Origin of the sequence: Arthrobacter rhizosphaerae, from assembly GCF_023062595.1 — a bacterium.
In the GTDB taxonomy this organism is placed as follows: Bacteria; Actinomycetota; Actinomycetes; order Actinomycetales; family Micrococcaceae; genus Arthrobacter; species Arthrobacter rhizosphaerae.
This window is the reverse complement of the sequence record NZ_JALLAN010000002.1, coordinates 177,812-190,088: the sequence shown is the minus strand read 5'-3', so window position 1 is coordinate 190,088 and position 12,277 is coordinate 177,812. Positions and strand designations below refer to the sequence as shown.

At 63.2% G+C, this 12,277-nt stretch carries 11 protein-coding genes and 1 pseudogene; 5 read left to right on the top strand and 7 right to left on the bottom strand.

Annotated features, from left to right (window positions below):
* Nucleotides 1-153: 153 nt before the first annotated feature.
* Nucleotides 154-321, bottom strand: a pseudogene (locus MU551_RS23585) (MFS transporter); the annotation flags it as partial.
* A gap of 138 nt (nucleotides 322-459) precedes the next feature.
* On the opposite strand from MU551_RS23585, the gene MU551_RS03510 reads away from it, so the two are divergent.
* The 3 genes from MU551_RS03510 (at nucleotide 460) to MU551_RS03500 (ending at nucleotide 3,887) form a co-directional block, all read left to right on the top strand.
* Nucleotides 460-1,203, top strand: coding sequence for a GAF and ANTAR domain-containing protein (locus tag MU551_RS03510; RefSeq protein WP_247040764.1), 744 nt, complete (start codon nucleotides 460-462; stop codon nucleotides 1,201-1,203).
* A gap of 252 nt (nucleotides 1,204-1,455) precedes the next feature.
* Nucleotides 1,456-3,072, top strand: a complete 1,617-nt coding sequence (locus MU551_RS03505; protein ID WP_247040763.1) for a DUF222 domain-containing protein — start codon at nucleotides 1,456-1,458, stop codon at nucleotides 3,070-3,072.
* A gap of 422 nt (nucleotides 3,073-3,494) precedes the next feature.
* Nucleotides 3,495-3,887 (top strand): VOC family protein, encoded by a 393-nt coding sequence (locus MU551_RS03500; RefSeq protein ID WP_247040762.1) that lies wholly within the window; start codon nucleotides 3,495-3,497, stop codon nucleotides 3,885-3,887.
* Between the two features lie 162 nt (nucleotides 3,888-4,049).
* Here the strand turns inward: MU551_RS03500 and MU551_RS03495 are convergent, their stop codons facing one another.
* Together MU551_RS03495 and MU551_RS03490 are read right to left on the bottom strand one after the other, a co-directional pair.
* A complete protein-coding gene (locus MU551_RS03495; protein ID WP_247040761.1) occupies nucleotides 4,050-4,448 on the bottom strand; it encodes a VOC family protein in 399 nt (132 codons plus the stop codon).
* A gap of 83 nt (nucleotides 4,449-4,531) precedes the next feature.
* Nucleotides 4,532-5,329, bottom strand: coding sequence for a sensor histidine kinase (locus MU551_RS03490; protein WP_247040760.1), 798 nt, complete (start codon nucleotides 5,327-5,329; stop codon nucleotides 4,532-4,534).
* A 43-nt stretch (nucleotides 5,330-5,372) separates the two neighbouring features.
* On the opposite strand from MU551_RS03490, the gene MU551_RS03485 reads away from it, so the two are divergent.
* Nucleotides 5,373-6,182, top strand: coding sequence for a M10 family metallopeptidase domain-containing protein (locus MU551_RS03485; protein ID WP_247040759.1), 810 nt, complete (start codon nucleotides 5,373-5,375; stop codon nucleotides 6,180-6,182).
* A gap of 331 nt (nucleotides 6,183-6,513) precedes the next feature.
* Here the strand turns inward: MU551_RS03485 and MU551_RS03480 are convergent, their stop codons facing one another.
* Complete coding sequence (locus tag MU551_RS03480; protein ID WP_247040758.1) at nucleotides 6,514-6,987, bottom strand: SRPBCC family protein; 474 nt, start codon at nucleotides 6,985-6,987, stop codon at nucleotides 6,514-6,516.
* A 232-nt stretch (nucleotides 6,988-7,219) separates the two neighbouring features.
* On the opposite strand from MU551_RS03480, the gene MU551_RS03475 reads away from it, so the two are divergent.
* Nucleotides 7,220-8,881, top strand: a complete 1,662-nt coding sequence (locus MU551_RS03475; protein ID WP_247040757.1) for a phospholipase D family protein — start codon at nucleotides 7,220-7,222, stop codon at nucleotides 8,879-8,881.
* A 123-nt stretch (nucleotides 8,882-9,004) separates the two neighbouring features.
* Here the strand turns inward: MU551_RS03475 and MU551_RS03470 are convergent, their stop codons facing one another.
* The 3 genes from MU551_RS03470 to MU551_RS03460 are packed head-to-tail and all read right to left on the bottom strand — an operon-like array spanning nucleotide 9,005 to nucleotide 12,137.
* Entirely contained in the window at nucleotides 9,005-10,513 is a 1,509-nt protein-coding gene (locus MU551_RS03470) for a tripartite tricarboxylate transporter permease (protein ID WP_247040756.1), read from the bottom strand.
* A complete protein-coding gene (locus tag MU551_RS03465) occupies nucleotides 10,513-11,160 on the bottom strand; it encodes a tripartite tricarboxylate transporter TctB family protein (protein WP_247040755.1) in 648 nt (215 codons plus the stop codon). Before MU551_RS03465 ends, MU551_RS03470 begins: the two co-directional genes overlap by 1 nt.
* Nucleotides 11,157-12,137 carry a Bug family tripartite tricarboxylate transporter substrate binding protein gene (locus MU551_RS03460; protein WP_247040754.1) on the bottom strand — a complete coding sequence of 327 codons (981 nt, stop codon included), beginning with the start codon at nucleotides 12,135-12,137 and terminating at the stop codon, nucleotides 11,157-11,159. The genes MU551_RS03465 and MU551_RS03460 overlap by 4 nt, the downstream gene beginning before the upstream one ends.
* Nucleotides 12,138-12,277: the final 140 nt, after the last annotated feature.

The window sequence follows — 12,277 nt, the reverse complement described above, 5'->3', positions numbered from 1 at the left end:
GGGGCGGGGGGGGGGGGGGCCCCCCCCCCCGCCCCCTGACGTTGGCTTTTACGGTAAGTGAGGCGTAATCAGGCTGATACTCCGGCCGCTTCCGGAGAGGTGGTTTCAGTTTCAGCCGCGGACTGGAGGTACTCCTCGTCCTCGGCAAGATTGGAGCATCAGGGTGATGATCAGGATCTTCTTGCGCCCGATCTCATCCCAAGCCGGCCGAAGATAATGCCGCCAACGGGGCCGGGAAATGTAGCCCACGGCGTAAGTGGAGAAAGCGAGCAGCGTTCCCGTGACAGGGTCCGAGGCCGGGAAAAAGATGAGCGGGAAAACGGGCGGGTACCGGTTCCCGCTGAGTAGAAGAGGTGCGTTGGACTGTGCGAGCGTAGACTTATGCTCCGTCGAGCAAACGGCGCACAATCCTAAAATGTGCCACTCAGGAAATTGGTGGCACGCAGGAACGAGGCCACCATGGCTCAGCAAGCGAAACCTCTGCCGACCACGGCCATCGCCGAGCATCTTCAGGACCTTGTGCTTCAGTGCGATGACGTGCAGGAGCTCCTCAATGAACTCGCCGCGTTCTCGGCCGCCCGCCTGTCGACCCGTGGTGAGGTTTTGTGCGGCGTGACGCTTTTGCGACACAGGAAAGCAACTACGGTCGCCAATAGTGATGTCCGTGTGCTTCCTTTGGACGAAATGCAGTACGGCTTCGGTGACGGGCCGTGCATGACAGCGATCCGGGAATCGGCCACCATCCACGTCCCGAACCTCCATGACGAAAGCCGCTGGCCAGGCTACACCGCCACCGCCTGGGGACACGGAATCGGCTCCATCCTGTCCGTCCCCCTCCCCCTTGAAGGCGAAGCGAACGCGGCGTTGAACATCTACTCGACGCGCACGCATGCCTTCAGCGGCGAAGACATCGAAACCGCGGAAATTTATGCCGGCCAAGCATCCAAGGCCCTGCGCCTGGCTGTCCGGGTCGCGCAGCTCACCGATGACAAGAAAAACCTGGTGGCTGCGATGGAATCCCGGACCGCCATCGACGTGGCAATCGGAGCAATCATGGCTCAGAACCGCTGCAGCCAGGAATCAGCTTTCAGGATCCTCAAAATCGCGTCCAGCACCCGCAACGTCAAACTCCGCGACGTGGCCACATCCATCGTCGCGTCCGTTTCCAAAGACCCCGATATCTTCACCCACTTCGACAACTGATCGCGGCTTCTGCTGCTCGGGCTGGTGATTTCTGACGCTCCCCGTGACGCGGCCCCGCTGATGCCGTTCGGCTGATGCTGTCCCGTTTTTTGGTCCGACGACGGCGGGAGGGTCCCGCCGGCCTCCGTTGGCTGCTTTGCCGGTCCCGCGGTTGCCGGTGAGGTTCTGGGCGCGCAGCTGTGGGGCGCACCCGGTTCAGCAACGAGGATCCATCACCGCATTAATGTCAGACCCTGCTGAGATGCTTTTCATATGGAAGGCACGGGGGCTTGGACTGCTAGGACCGGGCAGGCTTTAGAGGGCCCCGTCGGGCTCGATGCCGCCGATGCCCTGGCTGCTGTTGCTGCGTCCGTGGCTGTTCTCACCCGGATCATTGGAGCGGATTTCCAAGGCCAAACTGCTGGCCGGGATGTAGATACTAACCAGGACTCCGATCCGTTGCGGCGCCGGCTCGATGCCTGTCTGGACGCTTTGGCCGAGGTCGCCCGGTTCGAAGCCAAGACTGCGGCGCTGAAAGTACAGCTGGCCGCCAAGTACGCCGAAGCGGCGGAGGCCATCGCCTCCCCTGCTGCCACCGCCCAGGACGCCACGGCGCAGGAAATGTCCACCATTGCCGAACTCGCCTGCGTCCTCACCGTGAGCGAGCGAACCGCCGCGGCGCTCCTTGACCAGTCCCTCCACCTGACCACCCAGCTGCCGCTCACCCTCACCACACTCCAGCACGGGTCGATGTCGTGGCAGCACGCCCGCATCATGTGCGACGAAATCAGCAACCTGGACCCGGCCGGGGCAGCCGCACTGGAAACACACTTCCTTGACCCTGACTCCCCCGACGCTCCTCGGGGCTGCCCCATGGGCGAGCTGGTCCCCTCCAGGTTCCGCGCCAAAGCCCGCACCTGGCGCGAACGCCACCACCCGGACAGCATTGAAATCCGTCACCGCAAGAGTGCCCTGGACCGGCGGCTGGAATACACCCCGGACCATGACGGCATGGCATGGCTCTCGGCCTACCTGCCAGCCGCGACCGCCGCCGGGATCTGGGAGCGGACCACCACCGCAGCCAGAGCGCTCCAAGGCCCCACAGAGCTTCGCACACTCACCCAAATCCGCGCCGACATCGCCGCCACCTGGCTCCTGAGCAACCCAAGGGCCAACGGCGATCCCTGCACCCCGGACTACACGGACGTCACAGACCCGGCGGGCGTTCCGTCTCCCCGGGCCCAAGTGCTGGTCACCGTCCCCGTCCTCTCCCTCCTTGGCGCCACCGACGAACCGGCAATGTTGGACGGGTACGGACCCATCCCGGCATCCATCGCCCGGGACCTCATCGCCAAAGGGGCCGATTCCTTCCACCGCGTCCTGATCGATCCCCGCGACGGGGCACCCCTGGAAATCGGCCGCACCAGCTACCGCATCCCCAAGACCATGCGCCAATGGCTGCGTCTGCGCGATGCCAAGTGCCCCTTCCCGGGCTGCAGCAACCACTCCCTCGACAACGAAGCCGATCACCTCCTGGCCTGGGCCCACGGCGGCACCACCGGCATCAGCAACCTTGGCCAACCCTGCCGGAAACACCACCACCTCAAACACAACACCTCCTGGACACCATCCCCAGCCACCGCACACCAAACACCCGGCTGGACCGCACCCTCAGGCCGGCACTACCCCAGCGAACAACAAGACTGGCAACCACCCACCTGGACCGACCACACCGGTTTCCCCGCGCCCAACATCGACCACGACCTGGACCCGGATCTGGATCTGGACCCGGAGTTGGAATTGGATCCGGAATTGGATCTAGGTCTGGACCTTGACCTGCCTATGCCCGTGGACCCTTTCCCAGAATGGTTCCTCCTACAACCGGCATAGTTGCCGCACGCCAACTTTTGAGTGCACGACCGCGGGACCTCCCGCCGTCGTGCTCCTGGCAGCGTTCTTTGCTAAGCGTGGTTCTTTGCTAAGCGTGCTGCTCCCCCACAGCCTCGAAAGGCCGCAGCGGCTGCATTTGAAGTCTTACAAAAGTGCGGGCCACCTGAATCACCGGTATGACTCGGAGGAGCCATGCGCCCAACACGGCCAGCGCACTAATCCAGGTTGTTCTCCGCCGTTTCCGGCCCGCACCTTTGCACAATAAATGCTAGGAGGATCGGCCTGCAATCGGCTAGCGCCACGGCAGAAACCACCAAGCTAGCCACCTGGATTCGTTAGCAACTGAATAACCAAACACCTGCACCAAGCCGTGCCATAGGGGATAGAGTACTTCCACCCGAGTTGGGAAAGGATCTAGCGTCATGCCTGACGATCTAATGGACCTGGTAAGCGTCCGGTACATGGTGGACGACGTCGATGCTGCCGTCGACTTCTACACCAAGCACCTGGGCTTCGCCCTGAGGACAAGCGCTGCGCCCGCCTTTGCCGATGTCACCCGGGGCCGGTTGCGGCTTCTGCTGAGTGGGCCTCGTAGCTCTGCCGGCCGGCCGATGCCGGACGGCGCCGTCCCAGCACCAGGAGGATGGAACCGCATCCACCTCATCGTGAGCGACATTGCCGCGGAAGTGGACCGTCTGCGCACCGCCGGACTCACGTTTCGCAACGACATAGTCAAAGGCCCAGGCGGTCAGCAAATCCTGCTCGAAGATCCGTCCGGGAACGTCATCGAGCTGTTCCAACCCGCAAGCGAATAGGCTGCATTTACTCAGACAGAGGACGACGGCGGGACTTCCCGGCTTTCACGACGTTCCCGACTCCCCGCCATCACCGCAGTTCCCGAAGTTCCCCGCCATCACCGCAATTCCCGCCGTCACCGCCGTTCCCGCTCCCGCATGCCGCCCGGCAGAAGAGCCGATTCAATCGATGGGCGTTGTGGTTCCCTGGTCATCGACCAGCGAATCTTGGTAGTCAACCTCGGACTGGAGGACACAAAAGAGGTTCCCGCCGGGGTCTGCCATGACAACCCATCCCTCGTCACCGGCCTGTCCGATGTCTGCAAGCGTGGCTCCGAGCACCAGCGCGCGCTGAACACAGGCTGACTGATCTTCGGGGCGAAGGTCCAGGTGGATTGCTCCCTGCTCCATGGGGCGATCAGACGGCTGAATAAGGAGGGTTGGCCCTTCGACTCCAATGAGTTTCACTGAGTCGCTGTGGTTGGGAGCAATCCGGTAGTCGAGGAGTTCACGCCAGAACCGAGCGACCTCTTTCGGCCTATGCGTCTTCAACGTGACCGTGGCGATCTTGGCGGCAAACATGAGGCAAATCTTCCGCATGTGAGCGCATTGCGCCAGTTGGCTTGAGGCTGGACTCAGCCGGCCAGCTCACGGGCAGTCATACGTCAGGAACCGGCGAGGTACAGGCTGACCGTAGTCCCACCGCTCGGACTTGGCGAGATCTCCAGGCGGCCACCGTGTGCAGCGGCGATCCGCGCGCACGTGGCAAGGCCCAGCCCCGAGCCAGGAGGATCCCCCTCCCGGTGCAGTCGGACCAGCGGCTCCACCACCCGCCGTCGGTCCTCCGCATTGATGCCCTTACCGTTATCCGCCACCTGCACCACCGCGCCCGAACCGGAGCGCTGCCCGCGGACCCGAATTACAGGGGGAAGTCCTGGCCGGCTGTACGCCACGGCATTCTGAATCAGGTTCTGCAGCGCCACCCGCATCTGACCCTCATCAGCTTCGAACTGAAAATCCTCGAACTCAACCACGGCCTCGGCTTCCTTCAGACCCAGACTCAGGTCAGCCGTGACGTCATTGACAAGACGCGCCAGCGACAGCGGGGATCTGACTAATGAACCCCCGATGGACGCGAACGTGAGCAACTCCTCCACCATGGACAACATTCTGCGCGCACTGTGGCCAGCGATCTCGAGATACTCGGCAGCACCCGCTGGATTCGTCTCTGCTTCCATGGAGCCGAGCTCTACATATCCAAGGATGGACCCCAAAGGATTTCGAAGGTCATGGCTGACCCGCCCGGTAAATTCCGCGAGCCGTTCATTGCTGCCCCTGGTCTCAGCCAGGGCATCGGCCAGCACGCCGTGAAGCGTCGTGACCCGCCGGGCCGCCAGCAACCGGGTGTGCAGGACGAAGGGGTCCAGCGGTTTTGTCACGTAGTCATCGGCTCCGGCCTTCATCCCTTCGAGGACGTCCGCCCGTGCGGGGCGCGGTTATCCCAGGATGAAGCAGGGACGCCCCGGCAAGTGGCGGTCGACGTCGGCCATCGTACTGGTTCTCGCGCTCATCGTCGGACTCTTTTTCATTCCGTCCTGGTTCGAACGGTACGTTTTGGCGGAGGCGCTGCCCCACCTCCCCGACTCTGAGGTTCCTCCACCGGGGTATGAAGCCGCCTCGTCTCCTCTCGGGCTCCCTCCCGCCAGCAATGGATCAACCGCATTCGTCCTTCAGGAGTCACCCGACCCTGGCCAGCCCTTCGTTGCTTACGACCCCTGCCGTCCAGTTCACTACGTTGTCCGGCCGGACTTAGCGCCACCGGGGACGGACCAGCTTATTCGGGAGGCGGTGTCTGCCGTTTCCGCCGCCACGGGGCTGCAGTTCGTGTACGACGGGCCCACAGCTGAGGCACCAGCCAAAGACCGCGAGGCGTACCAGCCTGACCGCTATGGGAAAAAGTGGGCACCCATTTTGATTGCCTGGTCGACGCCGGAAGAATCACCGGATTTGGCGGGAAGGGTCGCCGGGTTCGGCGGCAGCAGCTCAATCCAGGTTCCCGGCGAACCCTATGTATACGTCACCGGCCAGGTGCAGCTCGACGCGCCAGGCCTGAGCGAAACAATGACCTTTCCCAATGGACCTGCTCTGGTTCGTGCCATCATCATGCACGAGCTGGCGCACGTGGTGGGGCTGGACCATGTGAACGACCCCACCCAGCTGATGTACGAGGAGAACAACGGGCAGGTGGGCTTCGGTGCCGGTGACCGGGCTGGCCTGGCATTGTTGGGAACCGGCGAGTGCGTCCCCAATGTATGACCGGCTGCTGAAGATCGATGAGTCGGTGACAGCTTAGGTTCTGAGGCTAAACAAAGCGGACGACGACGGCGCCTCCCACCGTCGCCGTCCGCAGTGTTTTGGAATAGTCACTATTGCTGAGAAACCGTTTACTGAGTAATGTCCTTCTCAGCGCTCCGCAGTGACCGTCGTCATAGTTGCCGCCGGACCGGAGCGCAGTTCATTCCAATGACGTTTCACAGGTGCCGATGCGTTGAGCCTGTCGAAACCCAGGCTCAACGCCACCTAATCATTTAGGGATATTCGTGCCTCGGCGACCCGCCTGACTACGGAACCCTTATCGCTGGCACTTCTAGAACTGCCCGGTGGGGCCGCTGTCTTTGACTTCACCGCGCCAGCCGCCGGTTTCGGTGCCGCGCGATTCAATGAAGTCCTTGAACTTCCGCATGTCGGCTTTTACCTGCATCTCGTCGATCTTCAGTGCAGCGCCAGCCTTTTCAGTGACGGATTCCGGCGCCCATTCGAAATGGACTTTGACCTTCGTGTGATTGGCGTCCAGCGGCGTAAACCTGATGATGCCGGCATGTGACTTGCCGTCGGTGCTGCGCCACGCGATCCGGTCATCAGGCTCCTGGTCAACTATTTCAGTATCGAATTCCCGCTGGACACCACCCACCTTTGTAACCCAGTGGTTGGTGGTGTCGGTCAGTTGCGTTACAGACTCCACACCGGACATGAACTGCGGAAAGGATTCGAACTGGGTCCACTGGTTGTACGCGGTCCGCACCGGTACTGCGACGTCAACAGTCTCTTCAACGTGTTCCATCTGATTCCTCCTGTCATGACGTGCGGCCGCAACGACGGACCGGCAGTACGTGCCCTTCTGCCAGTCAGGCAGCCGCCACCTCTGCACGATAAGCCCGGCGGCTGCCCGTGTCCAGACCTTCGGAATCCCCAAGACGTCGACCGTTATCCGATGACAATGTTCGGCACAGTCGTAGGCTATTGAGTAGGCCGGAACGCCTAATGACCGGCTCAGGTCACGAAGGGAACGACAGGTGAACAGTAGTGCTGGTTACTGGTTCTTGAGTGGCGCTGAGTGGGGCAATGCAGCCACCGACGTGCACACGGGCAGCGCGGGTTCGGCGTCCTGGTCGGAGGGCAACCTCGTGCGGCCCCTGATTCATGGGGCGACCTACTTCGCGCGACTGCATGAGGAGTTGTCGGCTCTTCAGGCGGGAGACCGTGTGTGGTTCACCGACTGGCGTGGCGACGCCGACGAGCGGCTTACGCCGGATGGGCCGACGATCGGCGAGTTGCTGGCGCGGTTAGCCCGAGCGGGAGTGGAAGTGCGGGGCCTGGTCTGGAGATCCCACGGAGAGCGGGTGTCTGCCCCCATGAGTAACCGGTCCAACGAGCTCCTCAGCCGCCAGATCAACGACGCCGGCGGCGAGGTGCTGTTGGATCAGCGGGTGCGCCTCTTCGGCTGCCATCACCAGAAACTGTTCGTCATCCGCAGTGACAGTGACCCCTCGCGGGACGTCGCGTTCGTTGGTGGGATCGACCTCTCCCACAGCCGCCGGGACGACGCCGATCACGCGGGTGACCCGCAGGCGGTGGACATGGATCCGCGGTACGGGAAACAACCTCCGTGGCACGACGCCGCCCTCGAACTGCGCGGCCCGGTTGTGGCAGATGTGCTGGAGTTGTTCGCTGAACGGTGGAATGACCCCCATCCCCTGGACCATCGCACACCGTACCGGATGCTGCTGCAACGCCTGGCCGACATGCCCCGGCACCCGGAACCCCTGCCGGAGAATGCGCCACCACCGCCACCGGCCGGCCCGCATGCCGTGCAGCTGCTGCGCACCTACGGTGTGAAGCGTCCGCCGTTCCCGTTCGCGCCCGATGGTGAGCGGAGCGTTGCAAAGGCCTACACGAAAGCTTTCGCCCTGGCCCGCTCCTTGATTTACATCGAGGACCAGTACCTGTGGTCGGCTGAAGTCGCAGCCGGAATCGCGGGAGCCCTCGAACAGAATCCCGGGTTGAACGTGATCGCAGTGGTGCCGCGCTACCCGGACTCCGACGGTCCGCTCGGTGGGCCACCCAAGCGGCTGGGGCAACTGCGTGCCATCGAAACCATAAGCCGCGTGGCGCCCGGCAGATTCGGCGTCTTCAATCTGGAGAACAAAGCCGGGACTCCGATCTATGTGCATGCCAAGGTCTGCATTATCGACGACACCTGGTTCACGTGCGGGTCGGACAACTTCAACCGTCGGTCCTGGACCACGGACAGTGAGCTTACTTGCGCGGTCATCGACACCACTGCCGGTAACCCCACTGCTGGTGAGACCAGAGCCGGTGAGCAGGCAGCATCCGGCGCAGACACTGGTCCGGGGCGATCCACTGGTCCCGCCGCTTCCCGTCCATTGGCCCACGGGCTCCGGCTCCAACTCTGGGCCGAGCACCTGGGCCTCGACCAGAGTGACCCCCGGCTCCAAGCGCCGGAGGACGGCCTCGGCCTTTGGAATGCCGCCGCCGGTGCTCTGGACGATTGGCACAAAGCCGGCGCCCGCTCGCCCCGGCCCAAGGGACATGTGCGGCACCACAGTACAGAGCCAGTCTCGCGCCTTCAGCGTCTCTGGGCGGGTCCCGCAAACCGGTTTCTTGTGGACCCGGACGGGCGCCCCCGCAAATTGCGCGGCACTACAGAATTCTAGGCAGGGGCAAAGCCAACGCGAGGGAGGCGGTGAGGCTGACATACCAACCTGCCCAGCCACCAAATGGAAGCGGACGACGGCGGGACCTCCCGCCGTCGTCCGCTTTGCTTTTTGTTTGGGGAATCAGGCCTTGCGGTTGGCCCGGTGCCGCAGGTGCTGGACGGCGCTGAGGGCAAGGGCCGCGGCCAGGACCAGGTACAGAGTGATGGTGATGGGGCTGTCCACCAGGATGCCCAGATCACCTTCGGAAACGGCTAAGGCACGGCGCAGTTCGGTTTCTGCCATGGGCCCGAGAATCACCGCGATCAGGACCGGCGCCAGAGGGATGTTGTAGCGGCGCATCAGGAATCCTATAAGGCCGATGGCGATGAGCAGCCAGAGGTCGAGGATTGCTGAACTGACTGCGTAGACGCCGAGCATGGAGAAGACGGTGATGCCGGCGTAAAGGTAGTGCTTGGGGATGCTCAACAGCTTGGCCCAGACTGAAGCGAACGGGATGTTGATCATCACCAGGATGACCAGGCCGATAAACAACGAAGCCAACAGAGCCCAAACCAGGTCACCGCTCCGTTGGAAGAGCAGGGGTCCGGGCTGCATTCCATACTGCTGGAACGCGGCGAGCATGATCGCGGCAGTTGCCGAGACCGGCAGTCCCAATGCGAGCAGTGCACCCATCGCGGTGCCGGCGGTGGCGTTCGCGGCCGCTTCCGGTGCGGCAAGGCCGCGGATGGAGCCGGTGGTGCCGAACTCCGGATCGTTCCTGCGCTTGGCCAACTGCTTTTCTGTGCCATAGGCCAGGAAGGTGGGGACTTCGGCGCCGCCGGCAGGGATCAGCCCAAACGGGACGCCGAACGCGGTGCCGCGCAGCCATGCGGGCAGGGCCGTCCTGAAATCGGCCAGGCCTAATCGGGCGCGGCCCTTGGTGTGAATGCGGGTGGCTGCCGGGTCGCGGTGGATGCGCGAGGCGATGTGGAAGACCTCGCCGAGGGCCAGGAGTCCAACCGTGATGACGATGACTGAAATCCCGTCGAAGAGCTGGGGTGTACCCAAGGTGAAACGTGCTGTACCGCTGGGTCCGTCAATGCCCACGAGGGCCAGGGCGAGGCCGATTCCGAGGGCTGCGACGCCACGGATCACGGATTCGGACACGACGGCGGAAATGGCCAGGAAGGCGAAGACTGCCAGGGCGAAGTACTCGGCCGGGCCGAAGACAGTGGCCATCTTGACCAGGGTGGGCGCGAAGAACACCACGAGGGTTGTCGCTATCAGCCCGCCGATGAACGCGCCGATCGCGCAAGTCGCCAGAGCCTTGGCGGCCTGGCCGCTTTTGGCCATGCGGTGCCCCTCGAACGTGGACGCGATGGCCGAAGAGTGGCCTGGGGTGTTGAGCAGGATTCCGGAGGTGGAGTCGCCGAAGAGCCCGCCGAAGTAGACGCCGGCGAACATGATGAAGGCCGCCGTCGGTTCCAGAGAGAAAGTCACGGGCAGCAGCAGCGCCACCGCCATGGCGGAGCCAAGTCCCGGGACGACGCCGACGGCGGTCCCCAGGAGGGCGCCGATCAGGACCCAGAGGAGGTTGATGGGCGTCAGGGCACTGGCGAAGCCGCCCATAAGGAGTTCGAGTTGTTCCATTAGAGGATCCCTCCTACGAGGCCGGAGGGCAGGCTCAGGCCCAGTGCGGCGCCGAAGGCCAGTTGAATGATTGAGGAAAAGAGCAGGCCCACACCGATGTCGAAGATCGGGCGGCGGCTGCCAAGGGCGTAGGCGACGAGCCAGAAGAGCGCTGCTGCGCTGATGATCCAGCCCAGCGGTTCCAGCAGCAGGACAAAGGCCACGACGCCGCCTACAAGCAGGCCAACAGTGCGCCAATCGGAATAGGTCTTCCACGTTTTGCCCGGAGTTTGGGATGGCGCGTCTTCGTACGCCGCGTCTTCTTCCTTCCCGAGGTGGCCGAGGTCGTGCAACATGTCAGCCGAGAACTGGCCGTGCCCTGGGTGGATGCTGTTGTCCGGGACGTTCGGCGTGCGAAGGATGTGGATGGCCAGCAGCGTGGCGGCCAGGTACAGGACTATGCAGACCAGAACGGGGAAGAACTGGGGCCCGGGGGCCGACTTGCCCTGCACGTTCATCGTCGCCGTTCCGATGGTGAGGAAGATGGCGACTGCGTAGAGCACGGCAACAACAACAAACTCGCTGCGGCCTGTTCCAAAGCGGGACATTGCTTTGCCCTGTGGCTCTACGGACGATCCCGCTTCTGATTGGTGCTGGGTGATACTCATAGGCCGAGGTCCTTTACGATTTCTTGGGCCGTTGCAACTTCCTGGGTGATGAACTGCTCGAATTCTTCACCGGTGGAGAACGTGTCCGTCCAGCTGTTGCGCTTGAGGGCGTTCTGCCAGTGGGCGCTGCCGCGCATCTCGGTGATGATCTCAATGAATTCCGCTTTCGCGTCCTCACTGGTGCCGGGCGCCGCCACGAACCCCCGCCAGTTCGACATGGCTGCGTCCACGCCCTGTTCCTTGAAGGTGGGAACGTCCACGCCTTCCAGCCGTTCGTCCGACGATATGGCCAGGGCACGCAGGGTTCCGGCTTCAATCTGGTCCCTGACCTCGTTGTAGCCGGACATCCCGGCAGCGGTGGTGTGGGACAGCAGGGAGGTCAGCGCCTCGCCGCCTCCGGAGTAGGCGATGTAGTTGACGTCTTTCGGATCGATCCCGACGGTCTTTGCCACCATCGCGCTGAGCAGATGGTCGATGGAGCCAAGGGAACCGCCCCCAATCGAGGTTCCCCCGGGGTCTTTTTTCCAGGCTTCCAGGAAGTCGTCGAGCGTTGTGAACTTGGAGTCCGCAGGAACCACCAGTGCCGCGTAGTCGTCCGCCATCCTGGCGATGGGAACAACGTCGGTCATGGACTCGGGGTTATCCCCAAGCTCGATGGCTCCCACCATCACGCCCCCGGTAACCAGAAGGGCGTCTTCCCGTCCTGGCGTCTGGACGAATTGGCTCAGTCCGATGGTTCCGCCGGCTCCGGGCACGTTGACGACCTGCGGGTTGTTAACGACGCCGTCGCTCTTGAGCGCCTGTTGCCCTTCCCGGGCAAATCCGTCCCACCCGCCGCCCGGGGCGGCCGGGGCGATCAGCGTCAGTTTGTTCCTGGCGGTGCTCGTTCCGCCGGCGGTGCCGGCATTGAGGAACGCAAGCGCGGCAACAACGGCCACGACCAGGCCGAACACGGCATTGCGTAAGGGGTTTTTCATGGTTCTCGTTCCGTAACGACATTGTTGGGCGGTGCGAAGGTTACTGTGCCGGGCCGGAGCCCCAGCCACACTGCAGATATTTCGACATCCATCTGGATACCGTTGTACACAGTGAAATATATTTATACCTGTGATCATCC

Coding starts and splice junctions, on each gene's coding strand:
- MU551_RS03505 (WP_247040763.1), top strand. CDS start 1,456: ATGGAAGGCACGGGGGCTTGGACTGCTAGGACCGGGCAGGCTTTAGAG.
- MU551_RS03500 (WP_247040762.1), top strand. CDS start 3,495: ATGCCTGACGATCTAATGGACCTGGTAAGCGTCCGGTACATGGTGGAC.
- MU551_RS03485 (WP_247040759.1), top strand. CDS start 5,373: ATGAAGCAGGGACGCCCCGGCAAGTGGCGGTCGACGTCGGCCATCGTA.
- MU551_RS03480 (WP_247040758.1), bottom strand. CDS start 6,987: ATGGAACACGTTGAAGAGACTGTTGACGTCGCAGTACCGGTGCGGACC.
- MU551_RS03490 (WP_247040760.1), bottom strand. CDS start 5,329: ATGAAGGCCGGAGCCGATGACTACGTGACAAAACCGCTGGACCCCTTC.
- MU551_RS03470 (WP_247040756.1), bottom strand. CDS start 10,513: ATGGAACAACTCGAACTCCTTATGGGCGGCTTCGCCAGTGCCCTGACG.
- MU551_RS03510 (WP_247040764.1), top strand. CDS start 460: ATGGCTCAGCAAGCGAAACCTCTGCCGACCACGGCCATCGCCGAGCAT.
- MU551_RS03460 (WP_247040754.1), bottom strand. CDS start 12,137: ATGAAAAACCCCTTACGCAATGCCGTGTTCGGCCTGGTCGTGGCCGTT.
- MU551_RS03465 (WP_247040755.1), bottom strand. CDS start 11,160: ATGAGTATCACCCAGCACCAATCAGAAGCGGGATCGTCCGTAGAGCCA.
- MU551_RS03495 (WP_247040761.1), bottom strand. CDS start 4,448: ATGTTTGCCGCCAAGATCGCCACGGTCACGTTGAAGACGCATAGGCCG.